General features: G+C 68.5%; 18 protein-coding genes and 2 pseudogenes. 10 read left to right on the forward strand and 10 right to left on the reverse strand.

Annotated elements, in window-relative coordinates:
* Positions 1 to 85: 85 nt before the first annotated feature.
* The 4 genes from LGR54_RS20460 (at position 86) to LGR54_RS20475 (ending at position 5443) form a co-directional block, all read left to right on the forward strand.
* Positions 86 to 1261, forward strand: a complete 1176-nt coding sequence (locus LGR54_RS20460) for a phosphoserine transaminase (RefSeq protein WP_230363807.1) — start codon at positions 86 to 88, stop codon at positions 1259 to 1261.
* Between the two features lie 252 nt (positions 1262 to 1513).
* The gene (gene serA / locus LGR54_RS20465) at positions 1514 to 3100 is read left to right on the forward strand and encodes a phosphoglycerate dehydrogenase (protein WP_230363808.1); all 1587 of its coding nucleotides are present in this window, start codon (positions 1514 to 1516) and stop codon (positions 3098 to 3100) included.
* Positions 3101 to 3413: 313 nt separating this feature from the next.
* Positions 3414 to 4067, forward strand: a complete 654-nt coding sequence (locus LGR54_RS20470; protein WP_230363809.1) for a hypothetical protein — start codon at positions 3414 to 3416, stop codon at positions 4065 to 4067.
* A gap of 77 nt (positions 4068 to 4144) precedes the next feature.
* A complete protein-coding gene (locus LGR54_RS20475; RefSeq protein WP_230363810.1) occupies positions 4145 to 5443 on the forward strand; it encodes an Ivy family c-type lysozyme inhibitor in 1299 nt (432 codons plus the stop codon).
* 82 nt (positions 5444 to 5525) lie between these two features.
* Here the strand turns inward: LGR54_RS20475 and LGR54_RS20480 are convergent.
* Together LGR54_RS20480 and eda are read right to left on the reverse strand one after the other, a co-directional pair.
* Positions 5526 to 5906: pseudogene (locus LGR54_RS20480) on the reverse strand (TSUP family transporter); the annotation flags it as partial.
* A gap of 39 nt (positions 5907 to 5945) precedes the next feature.
* Entirely contained in the window at positions 5946 to 6593 is a 648-nt protein-coding gene (gene eda, locus LGR54_RS20485; protein ID WP_230363811.1) for a bifunctional 4-hydroxy-2-oxoglutarate aldolase/2-dehydro-3-deoxy-phosphogluconate aldolase, read from the reverse strand.
* Between the two features lie 260 nt (positions 6594 to 6853).
* Here eda and puuE point away from each other — a divergent pair.
* A pseudogene (gene puuE / locus LGR54_RS20490) lies at positions 6854 to 7771 on the forward strand (allantoinase PuuE); the annotation flags it as partial.
* Between the two features lie 20 nt (positions 7772 to 7791).
* Positions 7792 to 8151 (forward strand): MliC family protein, encoded by a 360-nt coding sequence (locus tag LGR54_RS20495; protein WP_230363813.1) that lies wholly within the window; start codon positions 7792 to 7794, stop codon positions 8149 to 8151.
* A gap of 23 nt (positions 8152 to 8174) precedes the next feature.
* On the opposite strand, the gene LGR54_RS20500 is transcribed toward LGR54_RS20495, so the two are convergent.
* Positions 8175 to 8606: an ion channel gene (locus tag LGR54_RS20500; protein WP_230363814.1), complete on the reverse strand. Its 432-nt coding sequence runs from the start codon at positions 8604 to 8606 to the stop codon at positions 8175 to 8177.
* A gap of 17 nt (positions 8607 to 8623) precedes the next feature.
* Between LGR54_RS20500 and LGR54_RS20505 the strand changes: the two genes are divergently transcribed.
* On the forward strand, positions 8624 to 9490 hold the full coding sequence (locus tag LGR54_RS20505) for a GNAT family N-acetyltransferase (RefSeq protein ID WP_255607782.1): 867 nt from the start codon (positions 8624 to 8626) through the stop codon (positions 9488 to 9490).
* Here LGR54_RS20505 and LGR54_RS20510 read toward each other — a convergent pair whose 3' ends face one another.
* Both LGR54_RS20510 and LGR54_RS20515 read right to left on the reverse strand, forming a co-directional pair.
* Positions 9491 to 10408 carry a DMT family transporter gene (locus LGR54_RS20510; protein ID WP_230363816.1) on the reverse strand — a complete coding sequence of 306 codons (918 nt, stop codon included), beginning with the start codon at positions 10406 to 10408 and terminating at the stop codon, positions 9491 to 9493.
* A 211-nt stretch (positions 10409 to 10619) separates the two neighbouring features.
* Positions 10620 to 11507 (reverse strand): VOC family protein, encoded by an 888-nt coding sequence (locus LGR54_RS20515; protein ID WP_230363817.1) that lies wholly within the window; start codon positions 11505 to 11507, stop codon positions 10620 to 10622.
* A 298-nt stretch (positions 11508 to 11805) separates the two neighbouring features.
* Here LGR54_RS20515 and LGR54_RS20520 point away from each other — a divergent pair, with 298 nt between their 5' ends.
* The 3 genes from LGR54_RS20520 (at position 11806) to LGR54_RS25825 (ending at position 15001) form a co-directional block, all read left to right on the forward strand.
* Positions 11806 to 13101, forward strand: coding sequence for an adenylosuccinate synthase (locus LGR54_RS20520; RefSeq protein WP_214007116.1), 1296 nt, complete (start codon positions 11806 to 11808; stop codon positions 13099 to 13101).
* Positions 13102 to 13128: 27 nt separating this feature from the next.
* Positions 13129 to 14616, forward strand: a complete 1488-nt coding sequence (locus LGR54_RS20525) for a hypothetical protein (RefSeq protein WP_230363818.1) — start codon at positions 13129 to 13131, stop codon at positions 14614 to 14616.
* Positions 14617 to 14869: 253 nt separating this feature from the next.
* Positions 14870 to 15001, forward strand: a complete 132-nt coding sequence (locus tag LGR54_RS25825; protein ID WP_255607786.1) for a hypothetical protein — start codon at positions 14870 to 14872, stop codon at positions 14999 to 15001.
* Between the two features lie 64 nt (positions 15002 to 15065).
* On the opposite strand, the gene LGR54_RS20530 is transcribed toward LGR54_RS25825, so the two are convergent.
* The 5 genes from LGR54_RS20530 to LGR54_RS20550 form a co-directional block, all read right to left on the reverse strand.
* Entirely contained in the window at positions 15066 to 15395 is a 330-nt protein-coding gene (locus LGR54_RS20530) for a transcription initiation protein (protein WP_230363819.1), read from the reverse strand.
* Between the two features lie 277 nt (positions 15396 to 15672).
* Complete coding sequence (sucD, locus tag LGR54_RS20535) at positions 15673 to 16569, reverse strand: succinate--CoA ligase subunit alpha (RefSeq protein ID WP_230363820.1); 897 nt, start codon at positions 16567 to 16569, stop codon at positions 15673 to 15675.
* A complete protein-coding gene (gene sucC / locus LGR54_RS20540; protein ID WP_214007112.1) occupies positions 16569 to 17768 on the reverse strand; it encodes an ADP-forming succinate--CoA ligase subunit beta in 1200 nt (399 codons plus the stop codon). The genes sucD and sucC overlap by 1 nt, the downstream gene beginning before the upstream one ends.
* 99 nt (positions 17769 to 17867) lie before the next feature.
* Entirely contained in the window at positions 17868 to 18641 is a 774-nt protein-coding gene (locus LGR54_RS20545) for a fumarylacetoacetate hydrolase family protein (protein ID WP_230363821.1), read from the reverse strand.
* A gap of 11 nt (positions 18642 to 18652) precedes the next feature.
* The gene (locus tag LGR54_RS20550; protein WP_230363822.1) at positions 18653 to 19630 is read right to left on the reverse strand and encodes a 2-dehydropantoate 2-reductase; all 978 of its coding nucleotides are present in this window, start codon (positions 19628 to 19630) and stop codon (positions 18653 to 18655) included.
* Positions 19631 to 20097: the final 467 nt, after the last annotated feature.

Here is a 20097-nt window from a genome sequence, read left to right on the forward strand (position 1 = left end):
CTTGCGCTCCCGCCGCGACGGGCGTATTTCCCCGCTCGGGCTATCCCACCCCACCGTGGGACGTCCATCTGAGAGGATGGTTATCATGAGCACTGCTGCGAAGCCGGCGACGACGCCGGCCAATCCCAATTTCTCGTCCGGCCCCTGCGCCAAGCGCCCCGGCTGGAGCCTCGAAGCGCTCGGCGACGCGCCGCTCGGTCGCTCGCACCGCGCCAAGGTCGGCAAGGCGAAGCTGAAGCTCGCTATCGACCTCACCCGTGAAATCCTCGACATTCCCGCCGACTACCGCATCGGCATCGTCCCGGCGTCCGACACCGGCGCGGTGGAGATGGCGCTGTGGTCGCTGCTCGGCGCCCGCCCGGTCGACGTGCTGACCTGGGAAAGCTTCGGCGAGGGCTGGGCCACCGACATCGTCAAGCAGCTGAAGTTGAAGGACGCCCGTACCCTCAAGGCCGGCTACGGTGCGCTGCCGAACCTTGCCGAGGTGAATTTCGACCACGACGTGGTGTTCACCTGGAATGGCACCACCTCCGGTGTGCGGGTGCCGAACGCCGACTGGATCGCCGAGGACCGCACCGGCCTCACCATCTGCGACGCCACCTCGGCGGCCTTCGCGCAGAATCTCGACTGGTCGAAGCTCGATGTCGTGACCTTCTCCTGGCAGAAGGTGCTGGGCGGCGAGGGCGGCCACGGCATGCTGATCCTCTCCCCGCGCGCGGTGGAGCGGCTCGAGAGCTACGTGCCGGCCTGGCCGCTGCCGAAGATCTTCCGCATGACCAAGGGCGGCAAGCTGATCGAAGGCATCTTCGAGGGCGAGACCATCAACACCCCATCCATGCTGTGCGTCGAGGACTATCTCGATGCACTGGACTGGGCGAAGACGGTCGGCGGCGGCGCCGGCCTGCGCGCCCGTTCCGACGCCAATTTCAAGGTGCTGGCCGACTGGGTGGCGAAGACGGCGTGGGTCGACTTCCTTGCCACCGACGACGCGACACGCTCCAACACCTCGGTGTGTCTGGTGGTCGCCGACCCCGAGGTGACCGCGCTCGCCCCCGACGCACAGGCCGCCTTCGCCAAGGCGATCGCCGGCGCGCTGGAGAAGGCCAAGGTCGCCTACGACATCGGGGCTTATCGGGATGCCCCCGCGGGCCTGCGCATCTGGGCCGGCGCCACCGTCGAGGCCTCCGACCTCGCGGCGCTGACGCCGTGGCTGGACTGGGCTTATGCCGAGGCCAAGGCCGGCCTGAAGCAGGCGGCCTGACACCCGCTCGCTGACCTCTCCCGCCATTGGTGCGAGGGGACGGCGAGGGGCCAGCGGCCCGGTCTCCCGGCGGCGCATGTTCTCCCGGCATGAGCCGCCGCGTGCCAGACACCCGCGTTTTCACGGCGCGGACCGGACGCACGCTTGCCCGACGAACGCTCGTCGTCCCCTCCCGCCAGTGGCGGGGCGGGTCCTGCTCTCCCGCCGCCGGCGGGATCGATGTCCCCTTTCCCGAACCTGAGGATGAAGCCGATGGCTCCCCGCGTTCTGATTTCCGACGCCCTTTCCCCCGCCGCCGTGCAGATCTTCAAGGATCGCGGCATCGAGGTCGACTTCCAGCCGAACCTCGGCAAGGACAAGGACAAGCTCGCCGAGATCATCGGCGACTATGACGGCCTCGCCATCCGCTCGGCCACCAAGGTGACGCCGAAGATCCTAGAGAAGGCCGCTCGCCTTAAGGTGGTCGGCCGCGCCGGCATCGGCGTCGACAATGTCGACATCCCCGCCGCCACCGCGCGCGGCGTGATCGTGATGAACACGCCGTTCGGCAACTCCATCACCACCGCCGAGCACGCCATCGCGATGATGTTCGCCCTGGCCCGCGAGATCCCCGCCGCCGATGCCTCGACGCAGGCCGGCAAGTGGGAGAAGAACCGCTTCATGGGCGTCGAGCTGACCGCCAAGACGCTCGGCGTGATCGGTTGCGGCAATATCGGCTCGATCGTCGCCGATCGCGCGCTCGGCCTGAAGATGAAGGTGGTGGCCTTCGACCCGTTCCTGTCGCCGGAGCGGGCGCTCGATATCGGGGTCGAGAAGGTCGAGCTCGACGAGCTGCTGGCCCGTGCCGACGTCATCACCCTGCACACGCCGCTGACCGAGAAGACCCGCAACGTACTCTCCGCCGAGGCGATCGCCAAGGCGAAGAAGGGCGTGCGCATCGTCAACTGCGCGCGCGGCGGCCTCGTCGACGAGGCGGCGCTCGCCGAGGCGCTGAAGTCCGGCCATGTCGCCGGCGCCGCCTTCGACGTGTTCGTCACAGAGCCGGCCACCGAGAACCCGCTGTTCGGCCTGCCCAACGTGATCTGCACCCCGCATCTCGGCGCCTCCACCACCGAGGCGCAGGAGAATGTGGCGCTGCAGGTCGCCGAGCAGATGAGCGACTACCTGCTGCGCGGCGCCATCTCCAATGCGGTGAACTTCCCCTCGATCACCGCGGAAGAGGCGCCGAAGCTGAAGCCGTTCATCGAGCTGGCCGAGAAGCTGGGCTCCTTCGCCGGCCAGCTGACCGACACCGACATCAAGACCGTGCGCCTCACCTATGAGGGCGCGGTGGCCGAGCTGAAGATCAAGGCGCTGACCTCCTCGGCGGTGGCTGGACTGCTGCGCCCGGCGCTGGCCGACGTGAACGTCGTCTCCGCCCCGAGCGTCGCCAAGGAGCGCGGCATCGTGGTGGAGGAAGTCACCCGCGAGGTGGCGGGCGATTTCGAGAGCCTGATCACCCTGACCGTGGTCACCGACAAGATGGAGCGCTCGCTGTCCGGCACCGTCTTCGCCGACGGCCGCCCGCGCATCGTCGACATCAAGGGCATCAAGGTCGATGCCGAGTTCGCCCCCTCGATGATCTACGTGACCAACGAGGACAAGCCGGGCTTCGTCGGCAAGTTCGCCAGCCTGCTCGGCGAGGCGGGGGTGAACATCGCCACCTTCGCGCTGGGCCGCGACCATCAGGGGGGCGATGCCATCGCGCTGGTGGAGATCGACGGAAGGGCGCCGGCCGAGGTGCTCGCCAAGGTGCAGGCGCTGCCGCAGGTGAAGCAGGTCAAGCCTTTGGCGTTCTGACGCCGTCGGCGTTCTAATCGTGGCTGCCGTCGCCATTGCCGGCGGCGGCCCGCCTTCTCCCGCCTGCACAGGTAGGCTCCTTCTCGCGCCCGGCTTCGGCCGGGCGCATCCGTTTTGTCCGGCCGGAGCGGCGGGGTGTCAGGGGGGGCGGATGGCGGCAATATTTGCCTCTGCAAGATTACGTTAGGTAAATGTCGAGACCTCGCCGCCGGGTCGAGGTTTTTCGAAATAAAATCGCGACGAAACTGCCGGGACTATTGCCGCGGTTACGGTACTGGGGGAGTATGGATTTCCTCCCAGAATGGGCGCCGACATGAGCGAAAGCTGGAGTGCGCAGGACTATCGTGCCGGCCTTGAAGGCTGGACGCATTATCAACCCACATCCCCCGTCGAATTCGCCCGCGGCGTCGCCGACCGGGAGGGGAGGGTGCCGTTCCTCGGCGGTGGCGGCGGCGGCAATGGCGGTTTCATCGCCATACCGGTGATCCTGATGGCGCCGGTCATCCTGATCGTCGGCCTGTTCATCCTGGTGCCGCTGTTTCCGGTGGCCGGCGGGATTGCCGCGATTGCCGGCTATCTGCTGGAAACCTTCATCTTCAACGACCCGACAACGACGGGCGTCGTGAACGATTCCTCGACGCTGCTGTTCAGCTTCATCGTGCTGATGCTGGCGATGAAGCTGGAGCGGCGCGCCGAGGGGTATTTCCGCTACCGGCAATTTCGGCACTGGGCGCGGGTGGTCGGCCTCGCCTTCGGCATCAACGAGGCGATCCTGCCGCTGATCTCGGTGTACCTCGGCGGTCGGGAGGCGGCGCATGGCTGGGGCATGACCGGTGACTTCCACATGATGGCGCTGCTGCGCTTCATCGCGCTGATGGTCGCCATCCATGTCTTCCTCCGCTGGAAGCGTACCGGGCGGACGGCGATGCCGCCGGCGCAGCGCTTCGGCTTCGCCGAGCCGTATTGATCCGGGCGGGGGCTCGCCCCCGTTGTCGCCCGCACCGTGCCGACGCAGCCACCCTCACGTCGTGCATCGGGATCGTCATGCCGCTCCGCGCGTTCGTCGCTTTCGTGCTCCTTCTCGCCTCCCTCGTCCCGGCCGGCGCGCAGGTGCGCGACGGCGCCGACGCGCTGCAATTGATGACCGCCGCCGGCATGTCGCTGAAGGGCGGCAAGGTGGTGAATCCCTGCGGCCGGCCGACAGATCCCAAGGTGAAGTTCATCGACCTTGACGGCGACGGTCGGCAGGAGGCGGTGTCGCAGGATCGCGATCCGGCCTGCTACGGGGTCAAGCCGGGCATTCAGTCCAAAGTGCTGGCGCGCGACCGTGCCGGGCGCTGGGTGGCGATCGGCACGGCGCCCGGCGTGGTGAAGCCGCTCGGCACGCGCGCGCATGGCTGGGCGGATTTCACGCTGGAGGGCAAGGGCTGCCAGCCGGTATGGCGCTTCGACGGGCAGCATTATCTGGCGACGAACTGTCCGCCGGCCGCGCCGCCGGTCGCTACTGTCCCCTCCAAGCCGGCCGCGCCGGTAGCGGCCAGTCCGGTGGCGGAACCGAACGTGGCGCCGTCTAAGCCGGCGGTATCCGGCGCAACGGGACCGGGGGACAATCTCAGCCTGTTCCCCGAGACCTATGGCAGCTTCGCGCCGAACGGCGACTGCACGCAATTACCGAGGGCGACGGTGAGCGCCAAGGAAATCCGTATCGAAACGGCGGCCGGATCGGCAGCCTTCGTCAAGCCGGGCCTGCTCACCAATTATATGGGGACTGAGGACGCTTCCATCACCTATTTCCTGCAGGGCGAAGGCGAGGGCCTCATCGTCTCGGTACTGCGCAACGAATTGTGGACCTCGGACGGCGAACATCTTGGCACCGCCGAGCGGGCGCTGGCCGCTGTCGCCGGCAAGGGGTCGCTGAGGCGCTGCGGGGCGCAGGTCGCCGAGCCGCAGCCCGAGCCGCAGACGCCGCCGACCATGCGGGCGAGCGCGGCGACTGGCGTGGACCAGTTCGCCGATATCGGCGCGATGACCGATCCCGGCTTCAAGGCCGCCTATCTGAAGGCGCTTGGCCCACTCGCCAGAACCGAGGGCTGGCTGGTCGACATGCAGGGGCCGGGCGAGCAGAAGATCGAAACGCTGGCGGGCGGGCGCTACCTGCTGGTCGCCACCTGCAAGACGCATGATTGCGGCGACAACGCCATGCTGGTGCTCTACCGGCCGGAGGCGGGGGAACTGTTCGGCCTCGTATCGGTGAAGCGGATGAAGAAGCCGCTCGGCACGGTGCCCCCGGCGCTGCGGCCGGAACTGATGCGGCTGTGGAAGGCCGAGTGGCCGGCCGGGTGAGCGGCTGCCGCGCGGGGCGCTGCGACCACGTCGGGCGCCGGCGGCGTCGGATCGGCACGGGTGGCGGGATCGGCGGCGGGGATCACGGCTTGTGGCGGCTGTGACGCCAGACCTTCACCGCCGAAATCAACAGGATCGCGGCCAGGGCAGGCAGCAGCAGCGCACTCGGCACCAGGCCGAGAAGCCGGCCGCCGATGAAGGTGCCGAGGATCGACCCCACCGCCATCGTGATCAGGAAGGCAAGGTTGCGCCCGAGCACGGAAAAGCTCCGATCCCGGCTGTACCGCGTGAAGCCGACGAGCATCGTCGGCAAACTCACCGCCGGCGACAGGCTTCCCGCCAGCTTGATATCGGCGCCGAACAGGAGGACGAGGGTCGGGATCAACAGCTCGCCTCCGGCAACGCCGAGGATCGAGGCGACGACACCGATCACGAACCCTGCCGCCACGCCCGCGACGAGACGGCCGGTGCCTCACGCCGGCATGGTGCGAGGCGGGACGGCTCAGCCCGGGAAGGCGGCGCGGTGCAGCTTGGCGGCGGCCTTGGAGAGCTCGACGATGCGGCCCCAGTCGCCGGCCGCCACCAGATCGTTCGGGCAGACCCAGGAGCCGCCGACCGCGAGGATGTTGGGCTGCGACAGGTACTTGCCGACATTGTCCGGGCCGATGCCGCCGGTGGGGCAGAAGCGCAGGTCCGGCAGCGGCGCGGCGAGCGACTTGATCAGGTTCGAGCCGCCGACCGCCTCGGCCGGGAACAGCTTCAGCACCGAGAAGCCCATGGCGGCCAGCGTCATCGCCTCGGAGGCGGTGGCGCAGCCGGGCAACACCGGCACCGGCGCCTCGGCGAAGGCCTCCAGCAGTGCCGGGGTGACGCCGGGCGAGACCAGGAAGCGGGCGCCGGCGGCAATCGACTTCTCGACCAGGTCCGGGCGGGTGACGGTGCCGGCGCCGACCACGGCATCCGGCACTTCCGCCGCGATGGCGGCCATCGCCTCCAGCGCCGCCGGGGTGCGCAGCGTGACCTCGATGAGCGGCAACCCGCCCTCGACCAGCGCGCGGGCGAGCTTCACGCCGGCCGTGACGCTGGGCACGGTGACGACGGGCACGACCGGGGCGCGGGCAAGGAGGAAGCTGGGATCGGGAAGCGACATTGTGAGACCTTTGGTGGCGACCTTGGGCGGAGAGCGTGAGGCGGATGACGTAGCGACAGCACGGCACGGACGGCGCCCGAGAGCATGGACCTATCAAAAGCGCCCAGCACGGATTGTCGAGAGGCTTGGCGAGTTTTATGCCGTCAGGCGACGCGATTGTCTCGCGCCGATATCGTCTCCCGCCCATGCGGCGGCCGCATGCTTCCGGCATATGCCTTGCACGGCCGTCGGTTCCGCGTCCCGTACCGCGAGTGTGCCGCATGCCGCCGATCTTCAGCTACGACCAGCCCTATCCCCGCGACCTCATCGGCTATGGCCGCCACGCGCCGGATCCGCGCTGGCCGGGCCGGGCGCGGGTGGCGGTGCAGTTCGTGGTCAATTACGAGGAAGGCGGCGAGAACTGCATCCTGCATGGCGACGCCGCCTCCGAGGCCTTCCTCTCCGAGATCGTCGGCGCCCAGCCCTGGCCGGGCATGCGGCACATGAACATGGAGTCGATCTACGAATATGGCGCCCGCGCCGGCTTCTGGCGACTGTGGCGGCTGTTCACCCGCCGCAACCTGCCGGTCACGGTGTTCGGCGTGGCCACCGCGCTCGCCCGCAACCCGGAGGCGGTGGCGGCGATGAAGGAGGCGGACTGGGAGATCGCCAGCCACGGGCTGCGCTGGATCGACTATCGCGACCACAGCTACGCGGCGGAGAAGGCGGATTTCGACGCCGCCATCGCCCTGCACACCCAGGTGACCGGCGAGCGGCCGCTGGGCTGGTACACCGGGCGCACCTCGGTCAATTCGCGGCAGATCACCATGGAGGAGGGCGGCTTCCTCTACGATTCCGACACCTATGCCGACGAGCTACCCTATTGGGTGGCCGGGCCGGAGAAGCCGCATCTGACCATCCCCTACACGCTCGACGCCAACGACATGCGCTTCGCCATTCCGGCGGGGTTCTCCAATGGCGACGCGTTCTTCGCCTATCTGCGCGACAGCTTCGACGCGCTCTATGCCGAGGGCTCGGAAGCGCCGAAGATGATGTCGGTGGGGCTGCATTGCCGCCTCGTCGGCCGGCCGGGGCGCATCGTGGCGCTGGAGCGCTTCCTCGACCACATCGCCCGCCACGACCGGGTGTGGGTGCCGCGCCGCGTCGACATCGCCCGCCACTGGCATGCCGAGCATCCGCCGGCGTGAGGAGGGACGAGATGACGAAGCCGATCCTGTGCGCCGCCGGCGTGCTGGCGCTCTGCATGGCCGCCGGCGCGGCCGGTGCCGACACGCTCGCCATTCCCCTGCCCAAGGGCGCCAAGGCGCAGACGATCCACGCCGCCTATCGCTGCGCCGACGGCAGCCGGCTCAAGGTGAGCTACTACAACGCCCCGCCGGTGGCGCTGGCGAGCCTCACGGTCGGAGGCGAGTTCGTGGTGCTGGCCAATGTGCTGTCCGGCTCCGGCGCCCGCTATGCCGGCGGGCGCTTCATCTGGTGGAGCAAGGGCAGTAATGGCGACCTCTACGACCTCACCAAGGGCGAGAACGCGCCGCCGCTGAGCTGCACGGGCGAATAGCCGGCCGGGCGCGCCGGCGGCGCTCAGTCCCGCGCGGAGAGGCGGGCGGGCAGATGGCGCTGCACGACGAGGACCAGGATCGCCGTCGACCAGCCGAACATCAGGATGCCGTTCGCCGAGGCGAGCGGGCCGAGCAGGCGGGTCTCGGTGATCCGCTGCGAGCCGCCATAGCCCAGCGTGGTGTAATTGACGAAGGCGGCGTAGTAGGCGTCCTCGGAGCGTTCGGAGAGGCCGAGCGTGTCGTAGAGCAGGCCCCATAGGCCGACCTCCAGCACATGGGCCGACAGCATCACCAGATAGGTGGCGACCAGCGCTATGGTGAAGCGGAGATGGGTGCGCGTGCGCATGACGTCGTGGAACGGGTTCATCAGCACCACGAGCAGCAGCGTGCCGCCGAGGTGGATCAGCATGGCGACGAGGCTGACCGCAAGGCCGAGGAGGAGGTCGCTTATCATGGGCGGCAACTTGAACGATGGGCGAACGGAGCGAATCGGTGAGCGATAGCCTTATCATCCGTGCCATGCGGCCGGAGGAAATCCCGCTCGCGATCGATTGGGCGGCCGGGGAGGGGTGGAACCCCGGCCGCGCCGATGCCGGCGCCTTCGGGGCAGTCGACCCGCAGGGCTTCCTGATCGCCGAAGAGGGCGGGGCGCCGGCGGCGGTGATCTCGGTGGTGAATTATGACGCCGCCTTCGCCTTTCTCGGCTTCTACATCGTGCGGCCGGAGATGCGCGGCCACGGCATCGGCTACCGGCTGTGGCAGGCCGGCCTCGCCCATGCCGGGGCGCGCAGCATCGGGCTCGACGGGGTGGTGGCGCAGCAGGCGAACTACGCCAAAGAGGGCTTCGCGCTGTCCCATCGCAACATCCGGTTTCGCGCCGTCGCGCGGGCGGGCGGTAACATGCCGGCGGGGATCGTCGACCTCGGCGAGGTGCCGTTCGCGCAGGTGGCGGCGGATGACGCGCGGGTGTTCCCCGCGGCGCGGGACGCCTTCCTCGCCCGCTGGCGCGACACGCCCGGCCATGTCGGGCGGGCGTTGCTGCGCGAGGGGCGTCTTGCCGGCTGGGGGGTGATCCGGCCGGCGCGTGCCGGCTGCAAGATCGGGCCGCTCAATGCCGAAGACCCGCAGGCGGCCGAGGCGGTGCTCGCCGCGCTGCTGGCGGCGGCGGAGGGCGGCGAGGTGTTCCTCGACGTGCCCGAGCCGAACGCGGCGGCGGTGGCGCTGGCGGAACGTTATGGCTTCTCGCCGGTGTTCGGGACCGCGCGCATGTATCGCGGACGGGTGCGGCCGGTGGCGCTGGAGCGGCTCTACGGGGTGGCGAGCTTCGAGCTTGGCTGATCACTCCGGCGGCGGCACGGCGGTCCGGCGCTGGCCCCACAGCGTGGCGATGGCGATGCCGGACAGGACCAGCGCGTAGCCGACCGCGTGGTAGAGGTGGAACTGCTCGCCGAGAAAGGCGATGGCCAGCACCGAGCCGAACACCGGCATCAGGTGGAAGAACGGCGCGGCGCGGTTCGGCCCGACGAGATGCACGCCGCGGATGAAGCAGAGATAGGCGAGCACCGAGGGGAACAGGCCGACATAGACGACGACCGCCAGCGTCTTGAGATCGGCGTGGAAGGGCACGCCTTCCATGCGCTCCCAGATGAAGAGCGGCGCCAGCATCAGGCTGCCGAGCACGGTGGTGACGGCGAGGAAGCCGATCGGGGTCATGCCCGGCCGCCGCGCCAGCAGTGCCGAATAGGCGCCGTAGACCACCATGGCGGCGAGCGCCCACAGGTCGCCGACGTTGAAGTCGATGTGCAGCGCCACCGCCGGGTCGCCACGGCAGATGATGACGAAGACGCCGAAAAGCGACAAAAGGATGCCGGCGAGTTGGCCGAGCGACAGGCGCTCGCGATTGATGGCCAGCGACCAGAAGGCGATCATCAGCGGGCCGGTCGACTGGATCAGCAGCGCGTTGATCGCCGGCGTGTATTGCAGGCCCCAATACATCATGGTGTTGAAGGCGGCGATGCCGGTGAGCGACAGCACCAGGACCACCACGACGTGGCCGCGCAGCAGCGGCCACTCGCGCCGCAGCAGCGGCCAGGCGAACGGCATGAGGATCGCCGAGGCGATCACCCAGCGCAGGAAGGCGAGGCCGATGGGCGGCACATGGCCGGCGGCAAGCCGGCCGACCACGATGTTGCCGGCCCAGAACAAGCTCGTCAGCGACAGCAGCAGATAAGGCGCATCATTGAGCCGGCGGAACATGGCGGGACCGGAATGCCTGCGAAACGGGCATTCGATCTAGAGGCTTTTGCCCCGCTTTGGAATTGGCCGACCGATGAGAAGATGTTGCCGTTGCAATCGCGAGTGCTGATGCTTGCCGCAAGCCGGGCCCGGCCGCCTTGCGGCGGACGGGGCTGACCGTGTTTCCTCCTCCGGCGCCGGCCGATGGGCTGAGTGGTTTTGTCGCGCCGGTTCAGCCGGCGAGGAAGGCGGCGCGCGTCGCCCACGGATCGGCGACGGTGAAGCCGCCGGCGACATCCTCGACGCTCTCGCCGGCCGCGACGAGGCGGGCGCGCAGCGCGGCGATCTCGGCTTCCGGCAGCAGCACCTCGTAGCGCACCAGGCCGACCGACCCCTCCGGGGCCGGTCCGCCGCGCCGGCTCTGCCAGACATTGAGGCCGAGATGGTGGTGATAGCCGCCGGCCGACACGAACAGCGCGCCGGGATAGCTCTCGGTGGTGATGGCGAAGCCGAGATGCCCGACATAGAAGCGGCGGGCGGCGTCGAGCTCGCCGACCTGCAGATGTACATGGCCCATGACGGTGGCGTCCGGCATCTTCTGCTCGACCGGCACCAGCGTCGGCGCCTCGGCGATCAGCCGGTGGAGGTCGAGCGGCTCGGTCGCCATGGCGACGCTGCCGCCCTGCCAGCGCCATTCGGCGCGCGCGCGGTCGCGATAGACCTCGATGCCGTTGCCGTCCGGATCGTCGAAATACAGCGCCTCGCTGACCAGATGGTCGGAGGCGCCGATCGGGACGCGGTAGGCGGCGAGGCGGCGCAGCACCACCGCCAGCGCCGTGCGGTCCGGCACCAATATGGCGAGGTGGAACAGGCCGGTAGTGCCGCGCGGACGCGGCGTGGCGCCCGGCGCCACCTCCAGCTCGACCAGCGCGCGGCCGCCGGCGCCGAGGCGAATCTCGCCCTCCGGGCCGGTGCCGAGCGGGGTGAGGCCGACCACGTCGCGGTAGAAGGCGACCGAGCGCGCGCCGTCGCGCACCCGCAGGCGCACCGCGCCCATGCGCAGCGACGCGGGAAGGGCGGGAGCGGTCCCGGCGGAGGGGGCAAGGGTGGGGGCGGTCATGATCGGGCCTCGGAATGCGGTAACGTCACCCCGTTAAAGTCGTGCCGCGCTGTCGCGCTGGCAAGCGGGGATCGCTTGCAGGGCTGCAATGTCGCGCTGTCACCACGGCCCGGCCCGATGCCTCGGCGCGGTGGGCGGCCTATTCTGGAGGCGGTCCAAGGTTGGACATGTCCTTGCCTCCCTCCGGCCGATCCCTTAAGAGGTGGGCACCCCGGCCGGATCGCTTCGCCGGGTTTCCTTTCGTGCGCGCCCGGTGCTTCCCGTGCCATTTCGCGCGCCGCAATCAGGAGCTCGGCTCGTGGCGAATGTGGTCGTCGTCGGATCCCAATGGGGCGACGAGGGTAAAGGCAAGATTGTCGACTGGCTCAGCGAGCAGGCGGACGTCGTGGTCCGCTTCCAGGGCGGGCACAATGCCGGCCATACGCTGGTGGTGGGCAACAAGACCTACAAACTCTCGCTGCTGCCCTCGGGCCTCGTGCGCGGGGCGCGGCTGTCGGTGATCGGCAATGGCGTGGTGCTGGATCCGCAGGCGCTGATCGACGAGATCGGCCGCATTCGCGACCAGGGCGTCGAGGTGACGCCGGAGCGCCTGCGCATCGCCGAGAACGTCACTCTCATCCTGCCGCTGCACCGCGAGCTCGACGCTATACGCGAGAACGCCGCCGCCGCCGGCACCAAGATCGGCACCACCAAGCGCGGCATCGGCCCGGCCTATGAGGACAAGGTCGGCCGGCGTGCCATCCGCCTGATGGACCTCGCCTTCCCCGACACACTCGGCGCCAAGATCGAGCGGCTGCTCACCCATCACAACGCGCTGCGCCGTGGCCTCGGGCTCGATGCCGTCGATGGCGAGGCGCTCAAGGCCGAGCTGCTGGCGCTGGCGCCGAAGGTGCTGCCCTATATGGACCGCACCTGGGCGCTGCTCGACGACGAGCGCCGGCATGGCTCCAAGATCCTGTTCGAGGGCGCGCAGGGCGCGCTGCTCGACGTCGACCACGGCACCTATCCCTTCGTCACCTCCTCCAACACGGTGGCGGCGCAGGCGGCGACCGGCTCCGGCCTCGGGCCGGGGGCGATCGGCTATGTGCTCGGCATCACCAAGGCCTACACCACGCGCGTCGGCGAGGGCCCCTTCCCCTCGGAGCTCGACGACGCGATCGGCCGCAAGATCGGCGAGCGCGGCCATGAGTTCGGCACCGTCACCGGCCGGCCGCGCCGCTGCGGCTGGTTCGACGCCGTGCTGGTGCGCCAGACCGTGCGGACCTCCGGCATCAACGGCATCGCACTGACCAAGCTCGACGTGCTCGATGGCTTCGCCGAACTGAAAGTGTGCACCCGGTACCGGCTGGACGGGCAGGAGATCGACTATCTCCCCGCCGGCCAGGACGCGCAGGCGCGGGTCGAGCCGATCTACGAGACCATCGAGGGCTGGACCGAATCCACCGCCGGCGCCCGCTCCTGGGCTGGCCTGCCGGCCGAGGCGGTGAAATATGTCCGCCGTATCGAAGAACTGATCGGTTGCCCGGTGGCGCTGCTGTCCACCAGCCCCGAGCGTGATGATACAATCCTCGTGCAGAACCCCTTCGAGGCTTGATATCCCGTATAGGTGATCCCTTAGCGTATGGCTGATTATTACCCGCTTCTCGCCCGCGCCATCGACCAGCAGTCCACCAAGGGCCGTGAGGCGCGCGCGGCGATCTATGCCAGGGCGCGCAAGGCGCTGCTGGCGCAGCTGAGCGGCGTCAATCCGCCGATGCAGGCGGAGGATATCGCCCGCCAGCAGGATTTCCTGGAAGTGGCGATCCGCCGGGTGGAAGCCGACTACGGCGCTCACGATCCCGAGCCTGCGGCGGCGCCGCAGGCGGCTCCCGTCGTGCCGTCGCGGCCCACGCCTCCGCCGGAGCCGGCGACGCCCGGGCCGGCCGTGGCTGCTCCCAAGCCTGTGGCACCCAAGCCCGCCGCTCCCAAACCTGAAGCCCCGAAAGCCGAGGCGCCGAAAGCCGAGGCCCCGAAGCCTGCCGCGCCCAAATCTGAGGCGGCGCAGCCTGCGGTATCCAAGTCGTTCATCCCCATGCCTGAGCAGCCGACTGCTGCTCCGGCGCCGGTGGACACGCCGGCCGCCGAACTTTCCGGGCGGGCGCCACGTCCGCGCGCGCTCGATGGCGAGGGCGACGCCGAGGACGAACTCTGGCAGCGGACCGAACGGCCGGCACTGCTTGACGAGGATACCGATCTCGATGCCGCCGACCCGCAGGCGGGCGCCGCGCGCGGGCGACGCAAGGGCCTGATCATCGGCGCCGTGGCGGTGCTGGTGCTGCTCGCCGTCGCCGGCGGCTTGTACAGCCAGCGCGCCCGGTTGACCGGCTCGACGCAAAGCGCGTCGTCGTCCGCCACCCCGGCCCAGCAGACGGCGCAGGCGCCAGCCGGTACGCCGGCCCCGGAGGCGACCGCCAAATCGACCGACCGCGTGGCGCAGGCGCCGTCGGCGGCCACCGCCCAGCAGCCCGTCGCTCCGCCGCCGGCGGTGCAGGCGGCGCCGCGCGCGATGCTGCTGGAGGAATCGGCCGGCAGCGGCCAAGGCGTGCAGCAATTCGTCGGCAAGGTGACCTGGAGCACCGAGAACTTCCAGCCGGGCACCGGCCAGGCGCAGGACATCGGCATCCGCGCGCTGATCGACATACCCGACCGGAACTTCAAGGCGACGATGACCATTCGCCGGAATCCGGATCCCAACATTCCCGCCTCGCATATCGTCGAGGTGCAGTTCCAGCTGCCGCCGGATTTCGACTACGGCAATGTGTCGAGCGTGCCGGGCATTCAGGCGATGGCTTCGGAGGGGGCGCAGGGCGCGCCGCTGCGCGGCCTCGCGGTGCGGGTGGCGCCCGGCTACTTCCTCGTCGGCCTGCTCTCGGGCGACCGCGAGCAGCAGTATAATATGAGCATGCTGTTCAGCCGCGGCTTCCTCAACGTGCCGGTGGTGTTCGAGAACGGCCGTCGTGCCATTCTCGTGGTGGAGAAGGGCGCGGCTGGCGAGGAAGCCTTCCGCACCGCCTTCACCGCCTGGGGCCTGCTGCGTCCGCAGCAGCCGGCGCAGCCCAACGGCAACTGACGCGGCGCGGCGAACCCGTTTCGCCGCCGCGATTCACATCAGCCGGTGCAGCCTAATAACAGCTGACGCGGGATGGCCGACGCCGTCCCGTCGCTGCGATTCACATTCAATTTCTGGCATTCCGCAGCGTCCCTAATACTTAGGGAGGATCACCTATGCATTTTACGCATGGGTAGGTTTTGGTATATGGTATACCAGATACACGATGTCTCACTTATGGTGCTCTGCAACAGACAACGCCATGGAGGCATCAATGTTCGAGGCGGTTTTCCCCGTCCTGCCGGTCCTGATCATCGCTCATGCCTGGATGACGATCATGCTCGCGCACACGCTTTCGGCCGAGGCCGAACTTGCCGTCCTGCCGCCGGAAGCCTATCCGATCTGAAGGCGGCCCCCGGCCGAAGAAGCTAGCGGCGCCGGGAGAGTGAGGGGGCCGCTTGCGGACGCCCTCACGGTTCCTGCAACGGCCAGATCTCGACCACGCCATGCGCCACGGCACAGGGCGTGAGCGACAGGAGGCGGACCGCCTGCGCCATGTCGGCGGCCTCGATCACCGCGAAGCCGGCCACTGGCAGGGACGACGACATGAAGGCGCCGTCGGTGGTCTCCAGCCCGGTGGCATCCGGGTTGCGCAACTGCACCGGGGGCCCCGCAATGCCCATCAGCGCGCCGTCGCGGCGCAGCTTTTCGTCATGGGCGTGCGCGACCTCGCGCAGGGCCGCGGTGAGGCGGTTATAGCCTGCCCGGTCGCCATATCCGATCGTCACGAATTTCGGCATGGCCGGTTCCTCCTGTCGCTGCCCGCGCCCCGCACGGCATGTCACGGCATGAGGGAAACGAGCCGGGAGCGGCAGTGGTTCCGTGCCGCGGCATGCGTCGGCGCCAGCGCTGTCGCCGACGGGCCGGCCATTGCGGTCTGCCGGCGCCCGGTCTCGCCGTGCCGCTCACATCGTCGGCCGTGGCAATGAAAAAGCCCCGCTCCGGGTTACCGGAGCGGGGCTTTCTCTTTCACAAGCCGGACCCGGGCGCGACGTCGCCGCGCTCGGGCCGTGGCGATCAGGCGGCGGCGCGCTTGTTCAGCACGTCGACCAGCGTCTTGCCGAGGCGCGCGGGGGAGGGGGAGACCACGATGCCGGCCTCTTCCATTGCCGCGATCTTGTCCTCGGCGCCGCCCTTGCCGCCGGAGATGATGGCGCCGGCATGGCCCATGCGGCGGCCGGGAGGGGCGGTGCGGCCGGCGATGAAGCCGACCATCGGCTTCTTGCGGCCGCGCTTGGCTTCGTCCTTGAGGAACTGCGCGGCTTCCTCTTCCGCCGAGCCGCCGATCTCGCCGATCATCACGATCGACTCGGTGGCGTCGTCGGCGAGGAACAGCTCGAGCACGTCGATGAACTCGGTGCCCTTCACCGGGTCGCCGCCGATGCCGACCGCGGTGGTCTGGCCGAGGCCTTCCTGCGAGGTCTGGAACACGGCTTCATAGGTCAGCGTGCCGGAGCGCGAGACGATGCCGACATTGCCCTTCTTGAAGATGTTGGCCGGCATGATGCCGATCTTCGATTCACCGGCGGTGACGATGCCCGGGCAGTTCGGGCCGACCAGGCGCGACTTCGAACCGTCGAGCGCGCGGCGCACCTTCACCATGTCGAGCACCGGGATGCCCTCGGTGATGCAGACGATGAGCGGAATTTCCGCCGCGATCGCCTCGCAGATGGCGTCGGCCGCGCCCGGGGGCGGCACATAGATGACCGAGGCGTCGGCGCCGGTCTTGTCCCTGGCCTCGGCGACGGTGTCGAACACCGGCAGGCCGAGATGGACGGAACCGCCCTTGCCCGGCGAGGTGCCGCCAACCACCTTCGAGCCATAGGCAAGCGCCTGCTCGGAGTGGAAGGTACCGTTCTTGCCGGTGAAGCCCTGGGTGATGATCTTCGTCTCTTTGGTGATCAGAACCGACATCATACGGTCTCCTTCACGGCCTTGACGATCTTCTGGGCGGCGTCGTCGAGATCATCAGCCGGAATGACGTTCAGCCCGCTGTCGCGGATGATCGCCTTGCCTTCCTCGACATTGGTGCCCTCAAGGCGCACCACGAGGGGCACTTCGAGGCCGACCGCCTTCACCGCGGCGAGCACGCCGCGCGCGATGACGTCGCACTTCATGATGCCGCCGAAGATGTTGACGAGGATGCCCTTCACCTGCGGATCGGAGGTGATGATCTTGAACGCTGCCGTCACCTTCTCCTCGGTGGCGCCGCCACCGACGTCGAGGAAGTTGGCCGGGGATTCACCGTAGAGCTGGATGATGTCCAGCGTCGCCATGGCGAGGCCGGCGCCGTTGACCATGCAGCCGATGGTGCCGTCGAGGGCGATATAGGCGAGGTCGTACTTGGACGCCTCGATCTCCTTGGCGTCCTCCTCGCTCTCGTCGCGCAGCGCCAGGATGTCGGCGTGGCGGTAGAGCGAGTTGGAATCGAAGGAGATCTTGGCGTCGAGGCACTTCAGCTCGCCGCCCTTGGTGATCACCAGCGGGTTGATCTCCAGCATCGCCATGTCCTTGGCGACGAAGGCCTTGTAAAGCTTGTCAACCAGCGAGCCGGCCTGCTTGGCGAGGTCGCCGGTCAGCCCGAGCGCCTGGGCGACGGTGCGGCCGTGATGCGGCATGACGCCGGTCGCCGGGTCGACCGAGAAGGTGTGGATCTTCTCGGGCGTCGAATGGGCGACTTCCTCGATGTCCATGCCGCCTTCGGTGGACACCACGAAGGCGACGCGTGAAGTGGCGCGGTCGACGAGCGCGGAGAGGTAGAACTCCTTGTCGATGTCGGAGCCTTCCTCGATGTAGACGCGGCCCACCTGCTTGCCGGCCGGGCCGGTCTGGATGGTCACCAGCGTCTTGCCGAGGATCTGCTTGGCGTTCGCCGCGGCTTCCGCCGCCGACTTGACGACGCGCACGCCGCCCTTCTCGCCCGCATCGGCTTCCTTGAACTTGCCCTTGCCGCGGCCGCCGGCGTGGATCTGGCTCTTCACGACCCACACCGGGCCGGCGATCTTCGCGGCCGCAGCATCGGCCTCGTCGGCGCTCAGGATGGCGACGCCGCTCGGCACCGGGACCCCGAATTCGCGGAGCACTCCCTTGGCCTGATATTCATGGATATTCATAAATCCCGCTCCTCCACAACCGGACGGACGGGAGCGCGCGCGGCACTCCCGTCTATAGGCGTATCCGTTTTCTCTATTACGCGGTGCAGCGCCGAGACGCTACTGCACAAATGTATTGGCCAGCGTACCGATGCTCTCGATGGTGATCTCCACCGTGTTGGTGGGATCCTTCATGCTGCCGACGCCGAGCGAGGTGCCGCAGCAGATCAGGTCGCCGGGGTTGAGCGTCATGTCGTGCGAGATGCGGCTCACCAGCTGGCGGGCCGAGAACACCATGTCGCTGATCGGGTAGCGCTGGCGCTCGTCACCATTGAGGATGGTGCGCACCACCAGCGTCGCGGGGTCGACGTCGGTGGCGACGGCCGGGCCGAACGGGCCGAAGCCGTCGAAGCTCTTGGCGCGCACCCACTGGGCGAAGGTCGCGTCCTTGTTGATGATGTCGGCGGCGGTGATGTCGTTGACGCAGGTGTAGCCGAAGATGTGCGCGCCGGCTTCTTCCTCGGAGACGTTGGTCGCGGTCTTGCCGATGACGATGCCGAGCTCGCCCTCATAGACCACCTTGCCGTCATAGCTGGCCGGCCGGCGCACTTCCGCGCCGGGCTCGGTGAGGCAGGAACCAGCCTTGAGCAGGTAGAGCGGGTCGGCGGGGACGGGAGAGTTCAGCTTCGCCGCCAGCGCGTGGAAATTGTTCCACAGCGCGATGATCTTGGTCGGAACCGTCGGGGTGAGCAGCTTCACCGAGGCGAGCGCGAGGCTCTCCCCGGTCGGCTGCGCACCGTTGAACATGTTGCCGGTGTAGACGGCGATGCCGTCGCCCTCGAGCGTGCCGAAACCGGCGACGCCCGAGCGCTCGAAACGAACCCAATGTGCCATTTACTCAGGACTCAGTTGTAGCAGCCGGCGATCTGGGCGCGCTGACGCACCAGAGCGAGCACGATGTCGATGGTCGGGGTCGGGATGCCGGCGAGGCGCCCCATCTCCTGCACCACGGTGACGAGCGGGTCGATCTCCATGGCGCGGGAGCGTTCGAGATCCTGCAGCATCGAGGTCTTGTGGGCGCCGACCGCACCGGCGCCATCGATGCGGCGCTCGACGCCGACACGGAAATTGACGCCCGACTGCACGGCGATCTCCTGCGCTTCCAGCATCATCGCCTTGGCGACGGCGCGGGTGCCCGGGTCGCCGGCGATGGTGTCGAGGGTGGCGTGGGTGAGCGCACTGATCGGGTTGAAGCAGAGATTGCCCCACAGCTTCAGCCACAGCTCGTCGCGGATGTTCGGCATCACCGGGGCCCGCAGGCCGCCGGCCGCGAAGGCTTCCGACAGCTTGGTCACGCGCTCGGAGATCTCGCCCGAGGGCTCGCCGAGCGGGAACTTGTCGCCATAGACGTGCTGGATGACGCCCGGCGCCACCACTTCGGTCGCCGGATAGACGATGCAGCCGATAGCGCGCTCGGGACGCAGGCCCTTCCACTGCTTGCCGCCGGGATCGACGCTCTCCAGCGTGCGGCCCTCGAGCTGGTCGCCATGCTTGTAGTAGTACCAGTAGGGCACGCCGTTGACGGCGGTGACCACGGCGGTGTCGTTGCCCAGCAGAGGCTGCATGGCATCGACCACGCCCGGGACCGAATGGCCCTTCAGCGCGACGATGACATAGTCCTGCGGGCCGAGATCGGCGGGGTTGTCGGAGCAGGGAATGTGCTCGACGCGTTCCTCGCCGTCGATGATGAGCTTAAGGCCATTGGCCTTCATGGCTTCGAGATGCGGACCGCGCGCGACCAGGCTGACGTCCACGCCAGCGCGCTTCAGCTGCACGCCGACATAACCGCCGATGGCGCCGGCACCATAAATGCAGACCTTCATAGGGCTCCCTCCAATGTCCGCGTCGACCCCCGTACATCGCGGACGTCATTATCTGGTATTTTGTATGCCATGATTAGGCACACTACGACTTTCGTCAAGGCTCATTTTACCCCCGTGCGCAAACGTCGCGCCTGCCGTTACGTCGGGTTGTTCCGGGATGGGGGCAGTTTCCCGACTTTGATTCAAGTTAAACGCGGCGGTGGTGTATTGTCTACCGTGTAAAGCGTTGTAAATCGCAGAACAATTGTCTCGTCATGCCATCAAAAGACTGCCCCGGCAGTGGGGTTCCACTACCGGGGCAGCAATGCTTACTCATTTAACGGTGCGGATCCCGATTGGGAAACCGGACCGGGTTATCTGAAAAGACGATCACGCATCCGGCGCGACGGTATGGCCGGCGAGCAGCTCGAGCGCCTTGACCAGCGCCGAGTGATCGAGCGCCGCCCCGCCCTGCGCCGCCACCGCGC

Origin of the sequence: Ancylobacter sp. Lp-2 (genome assembly GCF_020523795.1) — a bacterium.
Classification (GTDB): Bacteria; Pseudomonadota; Alphaproteobacteria; order Rhizobiales; family Xanthobacteraceae; genus Ancylobacter.